Here is a 25,361-nt window from a genome sequence, read left to right as displayed (position 1 = left end):
TGAATGTATTTAACTTATGTTCACCTAGAATCTAAAAATGGGAGCTTTTAGCTCCCATTTTTAATTTCGTATCAGTGTATTATGCTAATTTTAGAGAAAATAAAGAATCATTTGGACTAATCAATGACATTAAAAGCGTTATATATAGAACTTTATTATGGAGAATATTCTCACTCAGAAACGATAAAAAAATTAATTGAATACGTTGATAAAAATGAAAGTATTCCTGTTGAACTACTAGAGTTATATCCTAACTATGAACCACTATTACTTAATGTAATACAGGCAAAAGATTCTGAATTTTCATCTAATTGTTTAGAGGCTGAAATAATGGCAGCTAATTTCTTTTTAGATGTTTTAGCTGACTATAAAAATGGTAATTTAAGCCCTCTTAAACTATGTACAATTTTTAGTAATTTAGAAAGTGGATTCCTTGATGCTCCACGAGGACTTAAAAATAGCATAGCTTACTATCCGGAATGGATAGGTGACCTCTATGATGCTTGTGACTGGTGCGATGAAACATGGACAATCGAAAATTCGCCTCATTTAATAGATGCTATACAACATCAAATTAATGTAATTCATGAGTGGCTTTTGAAGCCCCATTTAACATAATAGCACTTATATGAAACTCTTGAAACTTTAATATAAGTATCAATGTCTTAGTTATATATGTTCTAGTGCTTAGTGGGCTTGAACGTATTTTTTGGTGATTTCTATAGTTGTAAAAAAAGCTCTCAAGTGAGGGCTTCCAGTCTCTCATTTTTGATTCGGCTTAGGAGGCTGTATTAATTATAAAATGAGAATAAAAATCATTTACGTTTGGTGTTTGTTTTTGTACTATACATGCGGCAATTAGGTAGTCAAATCTCTCCAATGGACACAAAAGGTAAATATTGATCGTGAATAATTCAAAAATGAAAATGAAGCCTTTAGCTTACTCAATAATATTAATTACAAATATTTGTTTTATACATCCATCTTTTGCCGAACAGAATACGATTGATACAGTTCAAGATAACAATTCTCCTGAGACCTTACCTGTCATTAATTTAAAAGCTCAGGAATCGACTTCTAATTTAAGTAAAAAAACACAAACTGGTGTGCTGGGTAACAAATCAATTTTAGATACACCATTTTCTATTACAGTGGTCGATAGCAGCGATATAGAAAAAAGAGGTGCTGATACTGTTGGTCAAATATTTATTAATGATCCTGCTGTCTATAGTCAAAGTGCAGCAAAAGCTACTAACTGGTGGGGCACATCAGTTCGCGGTTTAGGAGTAAAAAACTTTTATATTGATGGAATGCCGATGAGTCTCAATTGGGGTGGTGACTACCCAGCAGAGTTTGCCGATAGTGTTACTGTACTGAAGGGGTTAACAGGATTTATGTATGGGTTTGGCTCACCAGGTGGTGCCATCAGTTATCAATTAAAACGTGCTAAAGAAAATCCTGAAACTGATATTACGGTTGGCTACCGTAATCCAACATTATTTAATGTTTTGGTTGATCATAGCGATCATGTAGATGCTATTGATATGGACTATAGGGTTACTCTTGGAGGGGAGAAAGGCGAAGCATATAATGGCAGTGATCAAAATCGTTTCATAGCATCATTAGCTTTAGATAAGAAAATCTCAGATAACCTAACCTGGAAAGCAAATATTTCTTATGAAGATAAGAAAACTGAACATGAACCACCAATATTTTCTTTAAGTAAATTAACAGATGGTTTGCCTAAAGCTACGTATGACTATGATAAGTTAATCGTCGATAATTCATTTTATAAGACTAAGTTATTTACCGCTAATACAGCAATAAATTGGCAATTTGATCCAGATTGGTCACTTGATTATCAAGTTGGATATACGCGTAAACTACAGCAATCCAATCTTGTTTTTAATTATTTAACCAACACATCAGGCGATTACACTGGAAGTTTATATCAGTTTGCATATCTTGAAAAAAGCTTTATTAATCAGATTGTTCTTGCAGGGAATTTTTCAACAGGTAGTGTTAAGCATGAACTAAACACGGGTTTAGGTTATACAAATAGCACTGTTCAAAATTCTAATTATTATTGGAATGGTAGTCTAACAGCAGATGGCTATATTGGAAATATTTTTGAAAATCAGAATTATATAATTACACATCCTAAGGATTATTCACTAAAACCTAAAAGCTCTGACATTAGTCAATCCTATGCATTTATAAGCGATACTTTGAATTTTAATGATAAATTTCAAGCCATTTTAGGTGCTCGTTATACGTATTACGATTCTGAGGATCTTGATTATAATCCAGCATCAAATTCGGGGTATAGCACAAAAGCAACTACACCTACTTTTGCATTGATATATAAACCAACAAAAAATAGTACGACGTATTTGAGTTATGTTGAGAGTCTTGAGAATGGAGGGATTGTAGGCTCAACCTATAAGAATGCTGGAGAGGTTTTAGATGCGACGATTAGTAAACAATATGAATTAGGGCTTAAGTATGATGCAAATCTATTTTCTGCAACAGCTGCTATCTTTAAAATTCAACGTGCTGCAACTATCACAGATGCAAATAATTATTTAAGTCAAGATGGCATAACGAATTACAATGGCATTGAACTTAACACCAATTTTAAACCTACATCTAAGTTAAAAATTGGTGCGGGTATGATGTATATGGATGCAGAGATTGATAAGGTTAGTGCATCTAATATTGCTTTGATAGGTAATCGTCCAGCAGGTGTTGCAAAGTGGACTGGTACTTTAAATGGAGAGTATTTAATAGATAGTATTGCTGGCTTAAGTTTACATGGCAATGTTAGATATAATGGTGATTCTTATACAGCTAATACAAATACAGTAGAAATACCATCATATATCTTAGTCAATGGCGGACTGGCATATCAATTTAATCTGGGTGGGCATGATGCTACTTTGAATGCCAATATGAATAATATTTTAAATAAAAAGTATTGGGCATCAAGTGGTACATGGGCGAGCATTGGCGAGGGTAGAAATGGTGTGGTGTCACTGAATGTTAAGTGGTAATTTAAAATTAGAATATTCCATATAATATATTATATTCAGCAGACTAAATAATGAGGGTTATACATTGGCTCTCATAATTTAGTTACTGTACTTCAGTAGATCGATAATTAGGATTTACTTAAAATAAGCTGTCTAATCTTAACTGCTTTCTCAAAAGTGATCTAGTTTGTGCTTTAGGTTCCATCAGTTTGTAGTCTCCATCAATAGTTCTGGTTTATCGTTTTTATTTTTGAAGAAAGCATAAAATGATAGACCAATATTTTCTATCCTTGTCCCAATTTCCGCATAACTCCCAGTCAATTACTGGTGTGGATTTAGCTTTCATTGCTTGCGCGAGCATAAAGGGTAACTGTATGAGGGGGGTGATACTTTCATAATTTATGCATTCCAACTATCAATAATATCAGCCCAATCTTGTAGCATTTTTCTACGATCATTTAAATACTTGGCATGATTGTATGCTGCCCGTGTTTTATTTGCTTCAGCATGTGCAAGTTGTGTTTCGATCCAGTCAGAATTGTAGCGAAGGCTATTTAATTCGGTTGATGCTGTAGCTCTGATGTCATGAGCTGTTACTTGATTTAAGCCGATATAAGTCAGCATCTTGTTTAGTGTAGTTCTAGAGATCATGCAGTCTCTTTTTTGTGGAGAAGGGAATACATATTTTTGGTCTTTAGTAAAAGCATACTGTTCATTCAAGATATTAAGCAGTTGATCAGAGATGGGAACGATATGAATTCTATTTTTCTTCATTGTACGTTCTTGTTTTAAGCGTTTTGAAACTTTTGGGAATTTGATAATCCTTTCTTTAAAGTCCACAAAGTTCCATTCCATTTTTCTAATCTCAACAGTTCTGAGCGTAGAATAGAGCATTGCCAAACATGCATTCTTGACCGTTGTAGAACCACCATAAATGTCAATCTTTTCTCGTAGAGCATTCTTCTCATGCTTTTCGAATGGTCGATCATGTTCTATCTTAGGAGACTCAATGGCTTCGCTTACAGCATAGGTGGGATCATTCTCAACACGAAGAGTCACAATTGCATAACGCATAACTAAACCAATAAATCTACGATTAATGTTAGCTGCAGATTCACCTGTACCATGCTTTCCTTGGTTTAATACACGTTCAACGGTGTTCTTCATAATGGATAAGATATCTGCTGAGCTAACGTCTTTAATTGGTTTATTGCCAAAGGCTTTGTAGACATCCTTTTCCATTGAGTTGTTAAAGCGTGCAATATAGTCCTCAGATTTATATTCCATCTTTTCTTGAACGTATTCTTTAGCGATAGCTTTAAACGTGGGGATATTCGCTCTTTGAATAAAAATTAAAAACCCGAAAAATGGTAAAGACATCATTATAAAAGATGTGATTGCCGATGCGTTCTTGCAACAGATTTTAATGCGTCCTGCAGATTACTCAGTGATTGCGACTCTAAACCTGAATGGTGACTATATTTCTGATGCGCTGGCTGCTGAAGTCGGAGGGATTGGTATTGCGCTGGGTGCGAATATTGGTGGGGCGATTTCTGTTTATGAAGCCACGCACGGAACAGCACCAAAATATGCTGGTCAGGATAAAGTCAATTCAGGTTCTATTATTCTTTCTGCTGAAATGATGCTACGGGATATGGGTTGGGTAGAAGCTGTAGATTTGATTATTAAAGGTATTTCAGGAGAAATTGAGGCGAAAACGGTCACTTATGATTTTGAGCGTTTAATGCCGAATGCAACCTTATTACGTTGTTCAGAGTTTGGTGAGGCTATTATTGCCAATATGGAATAAGTCTTAATTGAACAGACTGTAAGAAAACTCGCACTTGTTGCGGTTTTCTTTTTATAAGTTGAAAATAGCTATTGAAATATGTTTGCAATGTAAGACTAGGTTAAGACATTCGTGCTTTAGGTGAGTGAAAGTACAGTCTAACAACACGATAGTTTGATTTATAAAGGGAAATTAGAATTGTCATTACATTGAAGTACTTTGATACAGCTTATAGCTTGGGTTTTTGAGCCAGTGTTGTATGGTGGTCTTTGTCGAATGTTACGGCAGATGATCAAAGGAGTAGTCTCGTGGCTAATCAACAAAATCAGCAGCAGCGTCAACAGCAACCCAATCAACCGCAACAAAAGCCAGATCAGCAACAACAGCAACAGCAGCCAAATCAAGGCCAGCAAAAACAACCGAACCAAAACCAACAGAATCCAAATCAGCAACGTTAAAGTTGTCGTGATTTAATGAATTTATCTTAAAACACAGCACGGAGGAATCACGCAAAAGGAATTGGACTAACAGGAGGACTCTATGTCGAATAATGTTGTGAAAACATTAAAACAGAAGATCAAAGCTCGTTTAAAAAAGATTTCTAAGCATCAGTCTAAGCTGAAAGCCTTAGAGAAAAAACTGAAGAAGCGTAAGTAGTTTTACGTAGTTTATTTGAAGAAAAGCCCTCATTTTATATGAGGGCTTTGCCGTTACATATATAAGATATCTTTCAATATATGAAGCATTTAGTATGAATAAGTAACTTTATCTTATTTGCATATCTAAAAATTAGCTGAGTAGTTGAATCATGTCTCGTTTAGTTCTGAGTGGAGCTATTTTAAGTACAAATCTGCTGATGAGTGGATGTCAGCCACCGGCTTCGGGTGAAGCAGCGGGTTTGAGTTACCCCTATTTATATTGGCAGTTATATAAGACGCCTTTAGCGAAAAATTTAAATGTGCCTGTAGAAGGAGTAAGCCACAAGCAGATACAGGACACTTGGGGGGCTGCACGTGGGCAGGGACGAAAACATCAAGGTATTGATATCTTCGCTAAACGCGGAACACCAGTCTTAAGCGCCACATCAGGCATTGTATTGGATGTTGGGATCAATAGTCTAGGTGGACAAGTGGTGTGGGTGATGGGACCTAACTTAAGCCGTCACTACTATGCACATTTAGATGCTTATGCGCCTGATATTCAAACGGGGGATTGGGTTGAAGTGGGAGAGGTATTGGGCTATGTCGGAAACACGGGCAATGCTAAGAATACGCCACCACATTTGCACTATGGAATTTATAGGACTGGAAAAGGAGCTGTGAATCCTTATCCGTATTTAACTTTAAATGCATTGAAATAGCCAAGTTTTGATCTACAGTTGTAAAAGTTCGAATGCATTCATTGTTTTGCTCATAGATGGTTCATCAATTTTTTTCTTATTCTTACATCGTTCATTTGTAATATTTAGGGGTAAGTTAAAATATCACACGTATTTAACATGGACGACCCTCTATAAAGTAACCTACTAACGCAAGTAGGTTACTTTTTTGATTCTCTTTAATATGAAGGCTTAAAAGGCCTTCTTTTTACTGGTTGGATTGGAGGTGGATGTCGTACGGGTAAAATAAAACAATTGCAGTGTTCCTAAACCGAGGACTCCAGCAGCAAGCATAAACTGAAAGTGATATGACCAACCCAAATGCTGCAAGGTACTAAAACTTAAACCACCAACCAGCTGTACCGTTGCAAAGCTAAGTGTTGCCATACTCCACAGTTTTTTATAGGCCAAGCCGTAGAGTTGTAAGATGGTGTAGGAGGTGAGAAAGACCACTGCAGGGTTCAGTAGGCCTGTGAGAAATGAAGACAGGAGCGTAAATACAGGCGAAAAACTCAGAACTGCAATAAACACTGCCGCAATATAGACACTGTATAAAATCTTTAAAGCCAGAAAGTTGCCAAATTTACGTGCTAAAGCATAAGCTGTTGCAGCACCTAGAGCACTGCCTAGGCCATATAAAATCCAGTTAAAATTGATCCAATATAAATTTAGCGTTAAAACATGGCTTAAATAATCAATCCAAAACAAAGAATGGGGAATATACGCAAAGGCGCTGCAGGCATACACAATGAGTAAGCTATAGTAAATTTTATTCACTGTATGAGTCTGGGGCTGGCTTGTAGGAATACTGTGCAGTTGCTTTTGGAAAGGACGAACCAGTGTCCATAATAACCATGTAATGACAAATGCAAAGCCACAGAGAATGAACCATGCGCTGGTGATGGCAATGCGGTCTAAATACGGCATAAACAGCGTGGCTGCCAATACACCAATTCCTATTCCGCTAAATCCAATTAGATTAATTTTAAAACGGTGCTGTAACTCACTGTACTGCGCCACAATGCTGGGCGATAGAATCATCAGCAAACCACCGCTGATACCTGAAATGATGCGCCACACCAAATACCAAACTTCATTAAAATGTGCAAATGCACAGGCAAATAGGCTGATTGAACCAAACAACGCAGCAAAAATGATATAGATCGGCATTTTTGCATTTTGTGGCAGCCTCATCGCCCAGAACGCGCCGATCAGATAGCCCAGCAGATTAGCACTACCGAGTAGGCTGGCGAAATTGTGTGACCATTCATAGGCTTCGCGAGTGGACGGCAGTAGAGCGGTATAAGAAAAACGTAAGATGCCAATTCCCAAGCACATACTCAGGCAGAGAAAGAGACTCAGTTGTACGGTGCTCGAGAACGTCCTGTTCATCATCATTTGACTATTTGTTTAAAAAACACACTTGAACTATAAGGTGAAATTTACAATAAAACAATCGAGTAATGTTCGCCTTTAGTCGAGCGGAGTAAAGGTGAAGCCAATTTACTCAGTGTCTTTAAGTGTATTGATATCCACTGCATCACCAATGGTATAAAAATGTCCGCCTGCAACATGATGGATACTTTTCCATTCCTCTGCGGCTTCATGGTAGTACCAATGCCCATCTCTAAAAACGCGATCATCTGCATAAGCGGCAATGACTTTGCCAATAAACAAGTCATGCTGCTGCTGATTATGCGGTTCAGGAATGAGTTCACACAGAATCCATGCGCTACAGCCTTTGACCACGGGGATTGGGCTGTGACCAAACTGAAAAAGTTCGACCCCACACTGACGCAACTTTTCAGGCGCATCATATTGACTGATCATGCCGAGTGCGTAGACCATTTTCAGCTGTTTAAGTGTAGGGACTTGCAGTGCAAATAGACCTGATTTTTCAATAATACTGCGGGTTTTCGTCGATTTGTCGAGTACGACCGTCACTTTGGCGGGGCTAAACTCTAGGGCGCATGCCCAAGCTGCAGTCATGACATCAGTGCTTTCATCATCTTGACTAGAAACCAGCACGGTTGGGCCGTGGTTGAGTAGCCGATATGCTTTTTCTAAAGGCACGGGCAGAATGTGAGGATTAAGCAGAGATTGATTCATGTAAAAGAACACTTTAACAGCCGTTTAAATGCTTTATACCACATTCTAAAACTGCCAATTCAGCCTAAATTTGTACATTCAGCGTGGAATATGGCGCAAAACAGTAAGCCCGTTTAAATTTTGATTTATAATTATGACAGCATCATTTAGGGAAACAATATGAATATCCCCTTAATCGTCAATGTCATCATTTTTATTGCATTGCTTATTTTACTTGGTCAAACCCGTAAAACCGATTGGAGTTTAGCGAAGAAAGTACTGGCAGGTCTCTGTCTTGGTATTGTTTTTGGTCTCGCTTTACATGGGTTTTATGGTACGCACTCGCCTGTACTGCAAGAGTCGGTACAGTGGTTTAATGTGGTCGGTAAAGGCTATGTCAAACTATTACAAATGGTGGTAATGCCTTTGGTGTTTGTTTCCATTTTAGGCGCTGTGATTAAGCTGCACGATGCAGGTTCATTGGGTAAAATTAGTTTTATTAGCATTGGAACCTTGTTATTTACCACAGCGATTGCTGCATTTGTCGGCGTGGTGGTGACCAATTTGTTTGGCTTAACTGCGGCAGGTTTGGTACAAGGGACACAAGAAACTGAACGTTTAAATACGATTCAAACTGACTATGTCGGGCAAGTGGCTGATTTGCAAGTGCCTGATTTATTTCTGTCATTTATTCCGAGCAATCCTTTTGCCGAGCTGACAGGGGCACATCCAACTTCCATTATCAGTGTAGTCATTTTTGCAGTGTTTTTAGGCATTGCAGGCTTGAACCTAATGAAAGCGGATGCTGAGAAAGGGCAAAAGCTGTTGTCTGCAATTGAGATCTTACAAGCGTGGGTCATGAAGTTGGTGCGTTTGATTATGATGCTCACTCCTTACGGTGTGTTCGCACTCATGACCAATATTGTGGCCAACTCTAAAATGGCGGACATCTTAAACTTAGGTGGCTTCTTGGTTGCGTCTTATATCGGCTTGGCGATTATGTTTATCGTGCACGCCGTGACTTTGGCGCTCACAGGTATGAACCCAATTCAGTTCTTTAAAAAGGTTTGGCCTGTGCTGACTTTTGCGTTTACCAGCCGTTCAAGTGCTGCCAGTATTCCTTTAAATATTGAAGCACAAACACGACGTCTGGGCGTACCTGAGTCAATTGCCAGCTTCTCAGCCTCATTTGGTACGACCATTGGGCAAAACGGCTGTGCTGGGCTATATCCTGCAATGTTGGCTGTTATGGTCGCACCGACAGTAGGTATTAATCCACTCGATCCGCTTTGGATTTTGACTTTGGTTTGTGTCGTGACCTTGAGCTCGATTGGGGTGGCAGGTGTAGGTGGTGGTGCAACATTTGCAGCGCTGATTGTCCTGCCAATGTTGGGCTTGCCTGTGACTTTGGTTGCACTGCTCATTTCAATTGAGCCTTTGATTGATATGGGTCGTACGGCTTTGAATGTGAATGGTTCGATGACCGCAGGTGTCGTGACCAGCCAAGTTTTAGGTCAAACAGATAAGCGCATTTTTGAGCAAGACAATGTGGACTTAAAAGAAGTCTAAGCTGAGTAATATATCGCCGATGAACTGAAAAGAAGCCTATCTTCATGATTAGGCTTCTTTTTATTGGGGGTGTATCCATAAATGACAAAAAACTGTATCTACTTTTTTGCTCAGTTTTTTGCAAAATAAAGCCTCAATTTAGGAGAAAAACGATGAAAATGTATCAAGTCGATGCCTTTACAACTGAATTATTCAAAGGTAATCCTGCAGCTGTGATTGTGCATGATGAATGGTTAGCAGTAGATTTGATGCAGAATATTGCCTTGGAAAATAACTTGGCAGAAACGGCTTTTGTGAAAGTCATTGATGCTGAAAACTTTGAAATTCGCTGGTTCACTCCTCAGGTTGAAGTGGACTTTTGTGGGCACGCGACTTTAGCCAGTAGTTTCGTTCTGTTTCGTGATTATACCGATGCTAAACGTATCCAGTTTCATGTCAAAGACTTGGGTGTTTTTATCATTGATCAAGATGCTGACGGCAAGATTCATATGAATTTTCCAATTCGTGCACCGCAAAAGTTAGAAGACTATCCTGCGGAAATTCATGAGTTGGTCGATTGTGAAATTAAAGAAGTCTATTTAAACCCACAGGCTTATATTTTAGTCTGTGAGTCTGAGCAGGCAGTTAAAGATGCCAAGCCGAACTTAGATAAAATTCGTCAAATGGCAGAAAAGCATAAAGTCAGTACTGCGATTACGGCTGAAAACTTAGATGTTACCTTGACTTCAACGTCGCAAGATTATGATTATATCGCGCGTTATTTCGCACCGCATAAAGGCATCAATGAAGACCCTGTGACAGGCTCCATGCATACAGGTCTTGCACCCTTGTGGGCGGAGAAGTTGGGTAAAACCTCATTGCTTGCCTATCAGGCATCGAGCCGTGGAGGATTGCTTTATTGCGATATTCAGTCTGAAACGCGGATCCAAATTTCTGGCTATGCCAAGTTATATATGACGGCTGAATTGTACTTAGATTAAGTTGTAATTCTCTTAAAATAAAACTACTGGTGAAAAATAAGCATTGATTAAAATGCTGTTTTTCACCAAATTACTATAAAAATAATTTCACTTTCCTCTATGATGTTGAGAATCATTCATATTTTGTCGAATTATTTGGAAAAATAATGTTAATGCGTTTTAAAACATTGAGTTTGTCGGTATTGCTACTTGGCTTTGGGGGTACAGTATGGGCACAACCCGTATTGGTAAAATCGGAACAGAAAATTGAAGAATATAAATTAGATAACGGTTTACGCATTATTCTTGCGCCAAACGATAAAGAAAATAAAGTGTATATGAATATGGTCTATTTGACTGGTTCATTGAACGATCCTAAAGGAAAGGGTGGTTTAGCGCATCTATTGGAACACTTAGCATTCAAGGGAACTAAAAATGTGCCAGGAGACGAATTTCAGCGCCGTTTAGATCAATACGGTTTAATGAATAATGCCAGTACAGATTATTATTCAACCAAATATATTAATGTGGTTCGTCCTGAACAAAATGCGATTAATGAGCTGATTCATCTTGAAGCTGAGCGTATGGATGGCTTGGTGCTCCAAGAAAAATATGTACCGTCTGAAATCGCGATTGTAAAACGTGAGCGTGAAGTCCGTATGGATCAGCCTTTTTCGGTACTCATGGATCAAATGTGGAAGTCTGCTTATGGTAATCAATATTTAGGGCGTTTACCGATTGGTGATTTAAACGAGTTACAGTCAATCAAAATGGCTGAACTGAATAAGTTTTATCGTGACTGGTATGCACCGAATAATGCGGTGTTTGTCATTTCAGGGAAGTTTGACCAAGCTGCTGTACTGAAGCAGATTGATGAAAAGTTTAGTGCGATTCAAGCGCGCGCTGTGCCTGCGAAAGTTAAAGTACCTGTCTTAGATGCCAGCAAGATTAAAGATCGCCAGTTTGTCGTGAAAAAAGGCAGTAACTTCGCCAAATACAATATTTACCTGAATGGTAAAAACGAGAACATTAAGACCGCGCTGGCGGTGTCGCCGTATTTATATACCATGCAACCTAGCGGGCATTTGTACCAAAGTATTGTAGAAACGGGAACGGCGACAGCAGTTCAGTCAACCACGTGGTTAGACCAAGATTTCAATATGGTGTTTATGGGCGCAGTTTATGCCCCCAACCATGATGTGAAGAAAGTCGAGTCAGCTTTGGTTGCTGGGGTCGAAAAAACACCAAAATTCAACGAGGTTGAGCTTAACCGTGTGAAGAGCATGATTAAAAATGCACAAGAAAGCATGTTCAGTAGTGCAACGGCAGTCGGTGGCATGCTCAGTGACTATGTGGTTTCTGCCAATGGTGATTGGACACAATACTTTAAAGATCAGCAACAGTTACAACAGCTTACCGTTACGCAAGTTAATCAACGTTTAGATGACTTTTTGATCCCAGAGCATCGGATTTCAGGTACTATTTTACCGACCCCAGAAGATCAGAAAAAAGCACTTGAACAAGCGGCAGCAGCCACCCCAGCAAAAACTTTAGATCAGCAAGCCGTTGCTGAAGAGCCATTGAAAGATGCAAGTGTGTATAAAGCGGAAGTTGCTGAGTATGTAAAAAGTTCAAAGCAATATTTAGAAAGTGCTGAAAAACAAATTCAGCGTGGCAAGCTAAAAAATGGTATGCAATATGCGCTGTACCCGAGTACCACGCGTGACGATAAGACCTATGCCACCATTTCGATTGACTTTGGTACGGCAGAAAGTTTGTTTAATAAGGCCGAGTTATTAGACCTGACTTCTTATTTACTGCTCAGAGCGTCAACTCAATATAGTTTGCAAGACATTGCTGATCATTCTATTGATGCGGGCGGTGGTGCAAGTGCAGCAAGTAATGGTAACGGCATCAATATCTCAATCGTGGCGAAGAAAGAAAAGTTTGATGAATTTTTTAACTTTGTTGTAGATGTCCTTAAAAATCCAACTTTTGAACAAAGCCAGTTTGATTTGATTAAGTCACAAAGCTTAGCAAGTCTAGATCGACCATATACTGAGCCTGAAACTGTAGCGGCTTTAACCATTGCGCGTTTACTTGAAACTTATCCAATGGGGGATATCCGCCATCACTTTGAGCCTGAATATGCCAAGAAGCAGTATCAGGCTGCAACACAAGCACAGGTTAAACAGCTGTATCAGCAATTTTTTGCAATGAATCATGCACAAATTTCGGTGACGGGTGTGATTGATACGAAAAAGATGAAAAAGACTTTAAATCAGGCTTTTGCAAACTGGAATTCGGCAGCGCCTTATCAGCGGATTACTTCTGACTTTACGGCATATAAAGCGCAGCGGGTACACGCGCTGTCAGAGCAGCGTGAGTTTGGTAGCTATCAGAGCATTATGACGTTCCCAGTGGGCACGTATCACCCAGATGCACCTGCTTTACAGGTACTCGAGCACATCTTAGGTGAGTCGCAGTTGTCCTCTCGTTTGGCGCAAGAGCTACGTGAAAAGAATGCCTTGGTCTATGGTTTTGGCAGTAGCATTTCGTTGGATGACTGGACGGAGTCAGGGGCGTTGACGATTGATGCAAACTATAGCGCAGGCAAATCAACTCAAGTGTCTCAAGCCGTGTATAAAGTGTTGAATGAGTTACTGGCAAAAGGCGTTACTGAACAGGAAGTCGAAGCTGCAAAGGCTGATATTTTGAAAAAGCGTGTGACTGCACTTGAAGATAGTCGCAATATCCATCGCATGTTGATTCCTCAAATGAAGCGCAATCGTACTTTACTGGATCGTGAGCAACGCGATTTAGCTTTGGCTAAAATCAGTAAAGCCGATGTTGATACGGTGATTCAGAAATATATTCAGCTGGATCAGTTGGTTGAAGTGATGGCTGACCAATATGGCAAAGCGCAGCCAGCGTTGAAAAAGTAAAGATCTCAGTTCTCACCTAAAAAGAACCCCTCAATATAGAGGGGTTCTTTGTTATAAGCCTTATGAAGCAGTTTTCTTAGTTGTCTATTCAAGCCGATAAAACTGTTTGGCATTGTGATGAAATACGCGCTCTAAAGCATCAGGGTCATACGCTGCGACGACATCACTAAAGGCATCAATAATATTGACCAACGATGTACTGACTGAATCCATCGGAAAGTTAGAGGCAAACATCACTCGATAGGTGCCAAAACAGGCGAGAGCATGCGTAATCATGGGATGTGCCAGATCAAAGACTTCTTGTTTGGACGCCAATCGGTCTTCTTTATGAAAACGATGTCCTAATACCGGCATGAAGAGTCCCGACATTTTGGTATAGACGTTTGGACAGCTTGCAAGCTCAGCTAAGTCGTCTTTCCAACGGAAGAAAATATTTTCCCGCGCTGTTTGTGTCATCCCTGTATTTGCACCAATTGGACCAAATAAACCTGCGGGTGTACCCAAATGGTCTAGCACAATGGAGGTTTCAGGGAACTGCTTGGCTAGATAAATCACATCTTCAAGCTGTGTGGAATAAACCCAAGCATCAAAACTCAAGTTGTATTGGGACAGTACTTCGAAGCCTTTGAGAAATTTTTTATTGCGATATAAGTGTGGCTCATCTGTCCACGCATGGATTGCTTTGTCTTCATGAAAAGACGCCATTTTACGAATACCACGAAAGTGTGGTGAAGCTTTATGGTGTAATTTTAGGATCTTCTTAAAGTTACGATCACGCGGATCAGCTGTTGCGACAATGCCACCCAATTTGACCGTATCTACCCCAAAAGCTAAAGACTCAATAAACTGAGTTTCCTCAACCACACCTTTGCCTTTGCTGTGATGCCAACTGGCTTCAACATGTACCACTTGTTCTACTGTGTATGGGCCAGTATCGTGTTTATAGTCATGAGGCAAATAAGGACGTGTGATATGACGGGTTAGACCGACAGTTTCAATCAGATCTTTAGGTTTCACCAAACGAACCATTTTGTCCAAAAGCTTAGGATGCTTGCCCAATAATTTGACTGCCAAAGCCGCTGCATGTGGCGTGTTATAGGGGTCCCACTGGTGAATGTGCGGATCAATGAGTGCAAAGTCCAAATGCTGCATGTTTTTCCCTAAATTATATTCTTTCAGGATTACCTTACTGCAAATTGAGGTATTGCAACATTGTATTTCATTTCAAATACGACGAAATGAAAAAAGCCTGCACGAGGCAGGCTTTGATTGATCAGTGATCGTGTTTGTGGTCATGCTTATTGGCATGAAATTCTTCGTTATGACGGAAACGAAGATAGTTTTCAAACTGTTCACAATATTCATCATAGTTGTCTTCCAGCATCATTTGGAATTGCTGCAAAATATAAGACATGACTTGCTCTTTGGCATCACGCATTTCGTCGCCATCTTTAAAGTTGTTGGCTGCTACCCACGTGTTAAAACGGGCTGTACCAAACAACATTGCTGCGCTGACTTGGCCACGCATTTCAGCAGGTTTCACTTGTGAACCTTTTTCAGTGCGACAAAAATCGTTTGCTTGCTTAATAAATTCATCTGCACGTTCAAAGAATTTAGCATTCAACGCTTCTTCTTCGGTGACATCTGTTGCTTCAATCTTCTGAACCATGAACTTGTCCTAAAATACATAAATAACTCAGACTGCATTATAGGCAAAGCCTTGCAGAAACTAAACCTTTGCCTTAATCTAAAAATAGCCTAAGCAGTAAAATAGAGAATATTCATGCAAGATGCGATTGCGGTACAAAGTTTAAAAAGTGATATTGCATTATTGCGTCAAAACATTTGGCCACCACAAAATTTGGCCAATGTCGAAGGCTTACCGATTTATTACGCTACAAAAGCAGAGGTCGAAGACTACTACCGTCAGTGGACGGGTTTGATTGAGCGGGCGCAAGACTTATTCCAACCCTTTATGGAAGATGAGGTACTGGACGCGATTCATTTACCCAGTCATTTGAATTTACCGCTATTTTATTTTCACGTCGATCGTATTCGGATTAATAAAACCCGTGCCAAAGAGTCTAAAAGTTTTCGCGGTATTGCGAGCTTAATCGAAAAATGTGGGCAGTTTGAACCCGAGCAAATCCAAGCCATGCGCACTTGGTTAGACAGCGATGATAACGCAGCCTTGGTTGCGCATAGGGAGTTTATTGACCTCAGAACCTATGTGTTTCAGCATGGGCAGAGTGAATATACCCGTACCCGATTTTATGTAAATGGTATCGTGTTAAGTACCGAAGCACACTTTGAACTGGTCGATGCGCGAGACAAACCACGTAAACAGCGTAGCGATAGTTATAATGATCCACTCGCAGATAACAACACGTGGAAAGTATACGGCAAGTATCGCTAACTTAGGTGCTGGCAGAATTCACTTATAGAAGAACCTTTCACTGCTGATGTGTGTTCTGATTTAAACGTCTATTTTAACTTTTTGGTTTGACTGAACTGCATCAGCTGTTGTTCAAGCAATTTCAACATTCTATTTTTTTCCGCAGCCATCCAGCCCGCAGCAAAACTATAGGCAACATTGGGTTCTGTAGCTTGTTGAAATAAGGCTTCTGCAACGACCAAATCGTTATAGTATCCCAAGCTTTCTTGCACTACTTTGAGATTTTTTAAATAGGTTTTTAACGCTTTTGCATCGAGTAGAGACGCCACAAACTCAATGCTATAACGCAGTTGTTTGACTTGTTTGCGAATACGGTGTTTTTCTTCATCCTCAAGCTGGCTAAAGTGCTCGGCATGTGCACATATTTTATCGTGTAAAGCATGGATTACTTTAAGTGCATGCTTTTTCAGTTTGGCTTTTGAAGGCGAATCTAGTTTTTGCTCTGTAAATAAAATCAATTCAAGCCAAAGTTGCGTCGTTTCGGGTCGTTGAAATAGGGCAGAGATATCAGTGATGACTTCTGTACTTGGCGCAAGATGATCTAATGGATAACCTGCCTCAATCAGTTGAGGAAGTAAATCTTCATTTAAGGCATCAATGTCGCGGGTTCCACCTAAGGCTTGAAAAATAGTGGTAAGTTCCGTTTTCCAGTGCGGTTGAATGGCGTCCGACCATGCAGCAAAACTTTTCAGTGCGCTACGTAATCGGCGGATTGCCACGCGGGCTTGGTGGACATGTTCACTAGAGTATTGCTGTCGCGCAATTGAACTAGCATTAGGGAGTAGGTGCTGTAAGCAATTGGCCACTATGCTTTGCAGAGCCTCAACTTCGCTTGAGCTTCTGTCCAGTGCAAGAGATGTTTGATACTGCGCAGGAAAGTAACTTTGCTGACGGACAGCTAGAAGTCCATAGTCAGATTTACTGTGTGTGTCGAGCAACAGTTGATACTTTTGAATCCAAGGCCGTATAAGTGCGATAAGATCCTCTATAGCTCCTTGTTTTAATTCAAATTCGATCTCGAAAATATCTACACTGCTTTGTTCCTTAAAAATTTTTCCAATATCGAGTGCAATCTCAACTGTACTGTTCCCAACATCCTGCAAAACACGTAAACGTTGGATGTTAGTTTCAAAGAGCAACTTAAGGGTTGGAAGTGGAAGCCCCAAAGCGCGCTTTAATTGTTTATAGACAGCAGGATAAGCATCATAGCTATGTAAGTCGAGAGTCGTTGTTTCAGGTGGTGCTATATCAAATTCAAGTTCAAATCGACTCAGCGCTTTAGCGTTGTTCACGGCTTTGAAGGTTTGTTTCCATTCATCATTTTCCTGACGACGTCGAATCGCGATGCAATGTTTAGCAAGGGTTTGTTCAGCTGTATCAAAGTATTGTGCTGCCAGATGAATCGGTTCAGCCTTGAGCAAGCTAAAAGCTTTTTGTAAGGCCTTACGCTTCTTAACTGGAACTTGAAACTTAAACTCAATCTCTTGCATAGCGCTTACTCATAACGACCTGCATTTAACTATATGCTAAATCGAATAAAAAAAGACCAATTTTGAATAAATATAAGCTAAAAGAGCAGAAACAGTGTGATAGAGGTCACTTTTAAAATAATGAGGTGGAAGTTAAATGTATGAGGATTAGTAAGTACTGATAGTTGCCGTGAAGTGACGATAACTTTACATTGAGTAGGAATGTATCGCCTTACTTTTTAAGAAAAAAAATGAATATAACCTGTATTGTTCTGATGATAGGCCGTTTTGCCATAGATAAATTAGTGGTTTGGAAGATAACAACCACGATTTTCTATCGTGGTTTTACGACTTTTCAGGTCTTGTGGAGGGGCGATAGCAGTCATATATTTATATAACTGCTTATTATGGTATGCAGAGCGTTATTTCAAGAATTTACGGCTGACTAAGAACTGTTCTGTGGCATCTAAAAGTTTATCTGCATAGACTTCAAGTTTTGCTGTGAGCCAGCCCAAAACAAACCAATCACTGGCTTCAAGTTCTGTCTGTTGAATGTACGTAGCAGAAGTCGCTAAGATTTGATATTCATGTGCGGCTTGTTGGGCATCATTTAACGCTTTACTGTATTTCTGCAAATTTTTCACATCATAAATTGACGTTAAAATAGGAAAGCTAAACTTCAGTTCCTTAATTTTCTGTGCCAATACATCTAAGCTTTCAAAGTGACTAATATCCGCAGCATTTAAGCTTTCTTGTAGCTGTCGATATTGGTTTTGCAGGGTGTTATGTGCATAGGTTTTTAAATCTTGCTTTTGCACTTGATCATGTGAGCTTAAACTAAACGTTAATAATTCAAGATAATGATGGACGTTTTGGGTCGATTTAACTAAATTTCCAAGCTTTTCTTGAGCATACAATATGTCTTTAGCAAGATTTTCTGTTGTGGTTGGATTTTGTAAAAATGCACCTAAGGTATCTTGCATGTGTTGCAAATGCTGTAGTTGGTCGAATTGATGCTTAAATGCACCCAGTTGCATTGCCCATTTATCAGAAATATTGCTATTCCAGTCTTTGAATAACGCTAGCGTTAGTTGTAAGTGCTCTAAAGCAGTTTGTGCTTGATCAATATGACTTTGCTCAGCAACACCTGCCGAAATTGCGGCAATATTGGGCAGTAAGTGCTGCATTTGCTGACCAATCAGCAAACTCAGGTTATGTGCCGCACTTTCTTTTTTTGATAAGACAAATTCCTTTTCAAAACGTGCTGGGCTAACGGTTTGCTCAAGTGCCAGTAAGTTACCCATTTCGGCTTTACTACGAACATCTAACCACAGTTGATACTTCTTCACCCATTCAAAACTAAAAGCCAAAAGCGACTGCACAGAGCCTGATTTGAGTTCAAACTCTACTTCATGGATGGTCTGTTCTCGACCAGATGCACGAACCACACCGACATCCAAACAGACTTCAATTTCAGCATCCTCAAACTCAATAACGCGATAGGTACGTTGGATATCCGTTTCAAAGGTGAGCTTTAACGCAGTTGCATCTGATCCTAAAGCTTGGGTTAAAATCTGTTGAGCTTCTGGAATAGCTTCATAAATACTGAGGTCGAGTTCAGGAGATGACTCTAACTCACCCAAATTGTGATTATGTTCAAAACGGTGTAAATGACTTTTACCTGCGGCTTTGAGTGTTTGAATCCAGCAAGTGCCTTCAAGACGCTGACGCAAAGCAGCGCCGTGTTGAGCCAAAAGGCGGTCAGGCGTATCAAAATACTTGGCTTGAAGTTGAATATTTTCAGATTTTTTAGGATCTAAAGCTTTAAGAAGGGCGGTACGTCGTGCTTCGCTAATCTGAAATTTTAATTCAATTTCAACCATGAAAAATTCCTAATTTGAGGGGCTAGGTCAGTGCCAAGCCTTTATGTATTTAGATGCATGATCTGTAGTTTGTTTTATGTGCGCTAAAGGCACACCAATGGACAACTGAATTGTAGCGAAAAAGAGACCGTATGTAAGACTTGACGACACAATAAAACAAAGTTGCAGTGAGAGATTGATCAAAAAACAATTCTGTTTTTATTGGAAACTTTCTTAGAGGCGATTGCACTTTGCAGACTGAACATTTTCGGCTATGTTGGTAGAAAACCATCAGGATGATGACAGATGAATGCACAGGTTGAACCGAAACAGGAACGTGATGTAGAACCTAATTTTCAGTTGCCGATTAAGGACTTTCAGCAGTTTTATCGTTTTTATCTAACAGAACACCGTAACATCATGAGCCGTCGGTTGCATGTCACGGGCAGTTCGATGGGGCTGTACTTTTTCTCTAAAGCCATACTTAAACGCAAACCACGTTATTTTGTATACGGTTTAGTCTCTGGCTATGCCTGTGCGTGGGTAGGTCATTTTGTTTTTGAAAAAAATAAGCCAGCCAGTTTTAAACAGCCTGTGTATAGTTTTATCTCGGATTGGCGCATGTTCTTCGATGTGTTACGCGGAAACCTTAGCTTACAAGATCGTACTTTGGATAAAATTCCAAGTGAGTGAAGTACTTTATGACCAAATGATGAAAATATTCGTCGCAACCCGAAATTAACAGTTGCAATGTTAAAGTGAATGTTCTAATAATGAAGTCGTTGTATATATTTTCATCTTATTGCAAGTAGGCACATTTAGCTTATCTTTGCTTTGAGTTTTCCAAGCCTAGAGTGACCTTCTCTAGGCTTTTTTTATGTCATATTCAAATAAAATACGCGGCTTTTTAGCTTTTTATGATGTTGTTTGAACATCACTGGTTTAAAAAGCTAAAAAGCCGTTTAGATCGCTGCTCATCTCTTATTCTTGTTATGAAGTTGTTATTTTAATTTTGTTCTTGTTACCTTATGTATCCATTAAACTGCGAAAGCGTTGGGGTGGCTATCACTGATAATAGGTATTTTTAGACGGCACTTGTTTAGTCGCGACTTTTTTGTACAAAGCAGTATGTTTTCAATCTCAATTCATTAAGGTTAGATTGATTTTTAGCTTTATAATAGAACAACATAACCCAAAGGTAGAATTAAATGCGCGGTTTATATCTAATTACAAATGATGATCCATTAGAGCTACTTTTGGCTAAGTTGGAGGGTGCGATGGCAACTGGTGAAATTGCGATTTTGCAATATCGTCGTAAGAAAGTACCCAAAGAACAGCAAGACTATGAAGTTGAGTACATGAAAGCTATGTGTGCTGAATATCGAGTTCCTTTTGTGATTAATGATGACTTGGAAATGGCGGTTAAGTACGGCGTTGGGGTGCATTTGGGACAAGATGATGGTGAAGTTGCTGAAGCTGTTGCCCGTTTGCCTCAAGGCGTGGTTATCGGTCGTACTTGTCTAAACTCGATTGAACTTGCTGAAAAAGCGATTGCTGAAGGGGCAACTTATGTGGCTTTTGGTGCAATATATGCAACTCATACCAAGCCAGAAGCAGGTCATATTGGTTTGGAGACTTTAAAAGAAGCCAAAGCCAGATTGAATGTGCCCATTTGTGCAATTGGCGGTTTAACAGTTGAAAATTCAAGTGAAGTGATTGATGCGGGTGCCGACCTTTGCGCAGTGATTAGTGATATATTAGGTCGATCAATGTCTGCGATTCCCGATCGTATTGAACAGTGGGCTGATTTATTTGCATCTAAAGCTTAAGTGTTTTAGATGTCTTTTTATTTTTTGAGTTGAGTAATTTCATGAGCTTATCTCCAAAGCAAGAACAATTGTTTAAACAAGCTAGCAAACATATTCCAGGTGGTGTGAACTCACCTGTACGTGCCTTTAATAGTGTAGGTGGAACGCCTGTCTTTATTGAAAAGGCGCAAGGTGCGTATTTGTATGATGTGGATGGTAAACGCTATGTGGACTACGTAGGCTCATGGGGACCAATGATTTTAGGTCATGCTCATCCTGAAATTATTAAAGCTGTACAAAGTGCTGCGGTAGATGGTTTAAGTTTTGGTGCACCTACTGTACATGAAACGACTTTGGCCGACATTATTTGCGAAATTATGCCGTCAATTGAGTTGGTACGTATGACCAATTCAGGTACTGAAGCAACTATGACTGCGATTCGTCTTGCGCGAGGCTACACAGGTCGTGACAAGATTGTCAAATTTGAAGGCTGTTACCACGGTCATTCAGACTCGTTATTGGTTAAAGCGGGTTCAGGCTTGTTAACCAATGGTGAGGGGGAAGCCACCTCAGCGGGCGTTCCTGCTGACTTTGCCAAACATACGCTCACACTTCCATATAACGATATTGCGACCTTAAAAGAGTGCTTTGCTAAGTTTGGTTCCGAGATTGCAGGGGTGATTGTTGAACCTGTAGCAGGGAACATGAACCTTGTGAAACCAATTGATGGATTCTTGCAAGCGATTCGTGATGTGTGTGATGAATATGGTTCTGTTTTTATCATTGATGAAGTGATGACAGGTTTCCGTGTTGGGCTAGGCGGTGCGCAAGCTCACTATGGCGTGACCCCAGATTTAACCACCTTGGGCAAAATTATTGGTGCAGGCTTACCTGTTGGTGCATTTGGCGGTAAACGAGAAGTGATGGAGTGTATTGCTCCACTGGGTAAAGTTTACCAAGCTGGAACATTGTCGGGGAATCCACTTGCAATGCGTGCAGGGATTGAGATGTTTAAGCACCTGCGCCAAGAGGGATTCTACGAAAAATTGACAGCGCAGCTAGAAAAACTTCTTGCTGGTTTACAAGTAGCGGCCAATGAAGCAGGTATTGCTTTTAAAACACAACAAGTAGGTGGTATGTTTGGTTTGTACTTTACCGATCAAGAAGACATTACCAGCTTCGACTCGATGCTCAAGTGCGATATCGACGCATTCCGTAAATTCTTCCATGGCATGTTAGACCGTGGCGTGAACCTTGCACCTTCAGCATTTGAAGCAGGTTTTATTTCTGCCGCACATACAGATGAAGACATTGAATTTACTCTTCAGGCCGCAAAAGATGTTTTTGCCAGCATGAAGTAAATTTTCAGTTCTATCATTATACAGCCCATCTTAATTGATGGGCTTTTTTGTATTAGGTATTTGGAGGAATGAAAAATGAAAATCAAACATTGTTTAACGTTGGTAGATGCTGAATTTATACTAAGTCATGCTTTTGATTATGCTCAGACGCATGAACTTAATGTAAGTATTGCTGTTGTAGATGAAACAGGAGTTTTACTGACAATGAAGCGAATGGATGGAGCATCGCCTATGACAGCAAATTTATGTATTGAAAAAGCCAAATGTTCAGCAATGAGTCGTCGCCCATCAAAGTTATTTGAAGACTTGATTCGATCTGGGCAGATGGGTTTTCTGAGCATGCAAAGCTTTTCGGGAATGCTCGAAGGTGGCGAACCGATTATGTATGAAGGGCAATTGGTTGGAGCAATCGGAGTATCAGGTGCAAAATCTTTTCAAGATGCTGAAATTGCGCAACATGCACTTTCTATATTTTTTGCACAGTTCAATTTCGAAACTTGAGGGCTTCAAAGCAGCTACAAAATATGGTTGAGTAAAATTCGCAAGGATGCGAGCAATTTTAAAATTCTAGTTGTGAACTAAATCACAATATAAAAAATGGATTATTAAAACAAGATTTTTTTTAAAAATAAATAAATCATATATTTATATTAATATGTAAAAACAAAATACATATAATAAAAATTATTTTAAATATTACATGGGGTTTTTGTTACACGAAAAAACATTAATTTCGACTATTTTGGTTGGTGATATAAAAATTAAATAATTTTGAAATAAATAATATTCATTTTTATAAATACAACCAATATATTTGCATTTATATTTTCTGAGGCGTATTTTAACAGTTGGAAAATAATTCTTAGTTTTAACAATAAGCCTAATAATAAAAGTGAGTCCATAATATGATTGAGTGGCTACAAGGTGAATTAAAACATAGTCCCGAAATTCTATTGTTTTTGTCTTTGGCAATAGGCTTTTGGATTGGTCAATTTCAATTTGGTAAGTTTCAATTTGGTGGTGTCGCAGGATCATTGCTGGTTGCAGTGATTCTCAGTTTGATTGGTGTCCCTGTTGATAATGGTGTGAAAGCCATTCTGTTTGCCCTATTTATTTATGCGGTTGGGTTTGAAAGTGGGCCGCAATTCTTCAAATCTCTCGGACCTCAGTCGATTAAAGAAATTTTACTGGCTGCCTTTATGGCCATTTGCGGACTTATCACCGTGCTTGCTATGGCAAAAATCTTTGATCTAGATAAAGGTTTGGCTGCAGGCTTAGCCGCTGGTGGTATGACACAGTCTGCCATTATTGGCACAGCAGGCGATGCTCTCTCGCGCTTAGATTTGCCCATGGCAGAGATTCAACGACTGCAAGCCAATGTCGCAATTGGCTATGCCGTGACTTATATTTTTGGTTCTCTAGGTGCGATTATTATTTGTGTGAACATCTTGCCGAAATTTATGGGGCGAGAAATTCATGATGATGCACTTAAAGCGCAGTCTGAGCGTTTAAAAGGTGCTTTTGAACTTGCCCCAGGTCAAGAACTGGCGATGCCAGAAATTGTAGGACGGATTTATAAAGTCCAACAAGCCTCTGGAAAAACAATTGCAGAATTAGAAGCCCAAAAATCAGGCATTACCATTGAGCGGCTTAAACGTAAAGATCAGTTTATTGATGTATCTCCTGAAATTACGTTACAAACAGATGATGTGGTTCTCATTGTCGGTCGCAGAGCAAGTGTTGTTTCTATTGCAGAGAATATTGGTTCAGAACTCCAATCGTCCCAAGGCATGGAAATGGTCATGGATACGACGGATGTCATTTTAAGAAATTCTAAATACATCAATCGAACACTAGGCGATGTCAAAGCCAAGACGCCTGATTATCTTAAACACGGTATTTATGTATTGGGCATTAAACGTCAAGACGAAACACAACTCTTAAATGATGAAACCATGTTGCGTCAAGGCGATGTGGTGACCGTATACGGAACCAAAAGTGATCTTGAGCGTTTAGTCAAAGAAGCAGGTAAGGCCTTACCAGAGAGCTTAAAAACAGACTGGATCTTCCATGGCGCGGGTTTAGTGGTGGGTCTATTAATTGGCTTATTCGTCGTGCGTATCGGTGATGTTCCTCTGACGCTTGGTGCTGGCGGTGGAGCACTTTTATCAGGTCTGTTGTTTGGTTGGTTACGTAGCCGAAATCAAGTTCATGGCAATATGCCTCTAGCCGCTTCGCAGTTACTTAAAGATTTAGGTCTTGCAGGATTTGTGGCTGCTGTTGGTTTACAGTCAGGCTTACAGGCCATTCAAACCATTAAAGACAGTGGCTTGTCATTATTTATGATTGGTGTGGTGGTCACCGTTGTGCCACTCATTCTTTCGATGCTTTTTGCACGTTATGTTCTGCGTTATGACAATGTCGCAGTCATGGCAGGTGCCTTAACTGGTTCACGCAGTGCAAACCCTGCATTTGGTGGAGTGCTTGATAAAGCAGGCAATTCAATTCCTACAGTTCCTTTTGCAATTACCTATGCATTGGCCAATGTTTTCCTCACCTTGCTGGGTCCACTGATTGTGGGTTTAGCTTAAAAATTGATGTTTAACAATAAATCTTTGGCTTCACTATAATTAAAGGAGACTTCCC

Annotated in this window: 20 protein-coding genes and 2 pseudogenes; 14 read left to right on the top strand and 8 right to left on the bottom strand. The window is 39.6% G+C overall.

What is annotated here, in order from left to right:
- Positions 1–123 precede the first annotated feature (123 nt).
- Positions 124–618, top strand: coding sequence for a hypothetical protein (locus B9T36_RS14685; RefSeq protein WP_086210207.1), 495 nt, complete (start codon positions 124–126; stop codon positions 616–618).
- A 287-nt stretch (positions 619–905) separates the two neighbouring features.
- On the top strand, positions 906–3,053 hold the full coding sequence (locus B9T36_RS14680; protein WP_139841369.1) for a TonB-dependent siderophore receptor: 2,148 nt from the start codon (positions 906–908) through the stop codon (positions 3,051–3,053).
- A gap of 107 nt (positions 3,054–3,160) precedes the next feature.
- Here the strand turns inward: B9T36_RS14680 and B9T36_RS19275 are convergent.
- Both B9T36_RS19275 and B9T36_RS14670 read right to left on the bottom strand, forming a co-directional pair.
- Positions 3,161–3,353: pseudogene (locus B9T36_RS19275) on the bottom strand (DUF6500 family protein).
- Between the two features lie 78 nt (positions 3,354–3,431).
- Entirely contained in the window at positions 3,432–4,415 is a 984-nt protein-coding gene (locus B9T36_RS14670) for a tyrosine-type recombinase/integrase (protein WP_228147008.1), read from the bottom strand.
- Between B9T36_RS14670 and B9T36_RS14665 the strand changes: the two are divergent.
- The 3 genes and pseudogenes from B9T36_RS14665 to B9T36_RS14660 all read left to right on the top strand — a co-directional run.
- A pseudogene (locus tag B9T36_RS14665) lies at positions 4,378–4,842 on the top strand (isocitrate/isopropylmalate family dehydrogenase); the annotation flags it as partial. The gene B9T36_RS14670 and the pseudogene B9T36_RS14665 overlap by 38 nt on opposite strands.
- 287 nt (positions 4,843–5,129) lie before the next feature.
- Positions 5,130–5,279, top strand: a complete 150-nt coding sequence (locus B9T36_RS19100) for a hypothetical protein (protein WP_171264481.1) — start codon at positions 5,130–5,132, stop codon at positions 5,277–5,279.
- A 350-nt stretch (positions 5,280–5,629) separates the two neighbouring features.
- Positions 5,630–6,181 (top strand): M23 family metallopeptidase, encoded by a 552-nt coding sequence (locus B9T36_RS14660; protein WP_086210205.1) that lies wholly within the window; start codon positions 5,630–5,632, stop codon positions 6,179–6,181.
- A 210-nt stretch (positions 6,182–6,391) separates the two neighbouring features.
- Here the strand turns inward: B9T36_RS14660 and B9T36_RS14655 are convergent, their stop codons facing one another.
- Both B9T36_RS14655 and B9T36_RS14650 read right to left on the bottom strand, forming a co-directional pair.
- Entirely contained in the window at positions 6,392–7,594 is a 1,203-nt protein-coding gene (locus tag B9T36_RS14655; RefSeq protein ID WP_086210245.1) for a YbfB/YjiJ family MFS transporter, read from the bottom strand.
- A 108-nt stretch (positions 7,595–7,702) separates the two neighbouring features.
- Complete coding sequence (locus tag B9T36_RS14650) at positions 7,703–8,308, bottom strand: flavin reductase family protein (RefSeq protein ID WP_086210204.1); 606 nt, start codon at positions 8,306–8,308, stop codon at positions 7,703–7,705.
- A gap of 159 nt (positions 8,309–8,467) precedes the next feature.
- Between B9T36_RS14650 and B9T36_RS14645 the strand changes: the two genes are divergently transcribed.
- The 3 genes from B9T36_RS14645 (at position 8,468) to B9T36_RS14635 (ending at position 13,760) form a co-directional block, all read left to right on the top strand.
- Complete coding sequence (locus B9T36_RS14645; RefSeq protein WP_086210203.1) at positions 8,468–9,856, top strand: L-cystine transporter; 1,389 nt, start codon at positions 8,468–8,470, stop codon at positions 9,854–9,856.
- A gap of 152 nt (positions 9,857–10,008) precedes the next feature.
- On the top strand, positions 10,009–10,836 hold the full coding sequence (locus B9T36_RS14640; protein ID WP_086210202.1) for a PhzF family phenazine biosynthesis protein: 828 nt from the start codon (positions 10,009–10,011) through the stop codon (positions 10,834–10,836).
- Between the two features lie 146 nt (positions 10,837–10,982).
- Positions 10,983–13,760: a M16 family metallopeptidase gene (locus tag B9T36_RS14635; protein WP_086210201.1), complete on the top strand. Its 2,778-nt coding sequence runs from the start codon at positions 10,983–10,985 to the stop codon at positions 13,758–13,760.
- Positions 13,761–13,844: 84 nt separating this feature from the next.
- On the opposite strand, the gene B9T36_RS14630 is transcribed toward B9T36_RS14635, so the two are convergent.
- Together B9T36_RS14630 and B9T36_RS14625 are read right to left on the bottom strand one after the other, a co-directional pair.
- The gene (locus tag B9T36_RS14630; protein WP_086210200.1) at positions 13,845–14,912 is read right to left on the bottom strand and encodes an amidohydrolase family protein; all 1,068 of its coding nucleotides are present in this window, start codon (positions 14,910–14,912) and stop codon (positions 13,845–13,847) included.
- Between the two features lie 121 nt (positions 14,913–15,033).
- Complete coding sequence (locus tag B9T36_RS14625; RefSeq protein ID WP_086210199.1) at positions 15,034–15,429, bottom strand: DUF3144 domain-containing protein; 396 nt, start codon at positions 15,427–15,429, stop codon at positions 15,034–15,036.
- Positions 15,430–15,543: 114 nt separating this feature from the next.
- Between B9T36_RS14625 and B9T36_RS14620 the strand changes: the two genes are divergently transcribed.
- The gene (locus tag B9T36_RS14620; protein ID WP_086210198.1) at positions 15,544–16,176 is read left to right on the top strand and encodes a hypothetical protein; all 633 of its coding nucleotides are present in this window, start codon (positions 15,544–15,546) and stop codon (positions 16,174–16,176) included.
- Positions 16,177–16,244: 68 nt separating this feature from the next.
- Here B9T36_RS14620 and B9T36_RS14615 read toward each other — a convergent pair whose 3' ends face one another.
- Together B9T36_RS14615 and B9T36_RS14610 are read right to left on the bottom strand one after the other, a co-directional pair.
- Positions 16,245–17,705 carry a CHAD domain-containing protein gene (locus B9T36_RS14615; protein WP_086210197.1) on the bottom strand — a complete coding sequence of 487 codons (1,461 nt, stop codon included), beginning with the start codon at positions 17,703–17,705 and terminating at the stop codon, positions 16,245–16,247.
- A 401-nt stretch (positions 17,706–18,106) separates the two neighbouring features.
- A complete protein-coding gene (locus B9T36_RS14610; protein WP_086210196.1) occupies positions 18,107–19,567 on the bottom strand; it encodes a CYTH domain-containing protein in 1,461 nt (486 codons plus the stop codon).
- 285 nt (positions 19,568–19,852) lie between these two features.
- Between B9T36_RS14610 and B9T36_RS14605 the strand changes: the two genes are divergently transcribed.
- The 5 genes from B9T36_RS14605 to aspT all read left to right on the top strand — a co-directional run bounded on the left by B9T36_RS14605 (position 19,853) and on the right by aspT (position 25,306).
- A complete protein-coding gene (locus B9T36_RS14605; RefSeq protein WP_086210195.1) occupies positions 19,853–20,239 on the top strand; it encodes a DUF962 domain-containing protein in 387 nt (128 codons plus the stop codon).
- A 515-nt stretch (positions 20,240–20,754) separates the two neighbouring features.
- On the top strand, positions 20,755–21,375 hold the full coding sequence (gene thiE, locus B9T36_RS14600) for a thiamine phosphate synthase (protein ID WP_086210194.1): 621 nt from the start codon (positions 20,755–20,757) through the stop codon (positions 21,373–21,375).
- A 41-nt stretch (positions 21,376–21,416) separates the two neighbouring features.
- A complete protein-coding gene (gene hemL, locus B9T36_RS14595; protein WP_086210193.1) occupies positions 21,417–22,715 on the top strand; it encodes a glutamate-1-semialdehyde 2,1-aminomutase in 1,299 nt (432 codons plus the stop codon).
- 75 nt (positions 22,716–22,790) lie between these two features.
- Complete coding sequence (locus B9T36_RS14590) at positions 22,791–23,216, top strand: GlcG/HbpS family heme-binding protein (protein WP_086210192.1); 426 nt, start codon at positions 22,791–22,793, stop codon at positions 23,214–23,216.
- A gap of 404 nt (positions 23,217–23,620) precedes the next feature.
- A complete protein-coding gene (gene aspT, locus B9T36_RS14585) occupies positions 23,621–25,306 on the top strand; it encodes an aspartate-alanine antiporter (RefSeq protein ID WP_086210191.1) in 1,686 nt (561 codons plus the stop codon).
- Positions 25,307–25,361 lie beyond the last annotated feature (55 nt).

Origin of the sequence: Acinetobacter sp. ANC 4204 (genome assembly GCF_002135205.1) — a bacterium.
GTDB lineage: Bacteria > Pseudomonadota > Gammaproteobacteria > Pseudomonadales > Moraxellaceae > Acinetobacter.
This window is presented reverse-complemented; position numbering and strand designations above follow the sequence as displayed.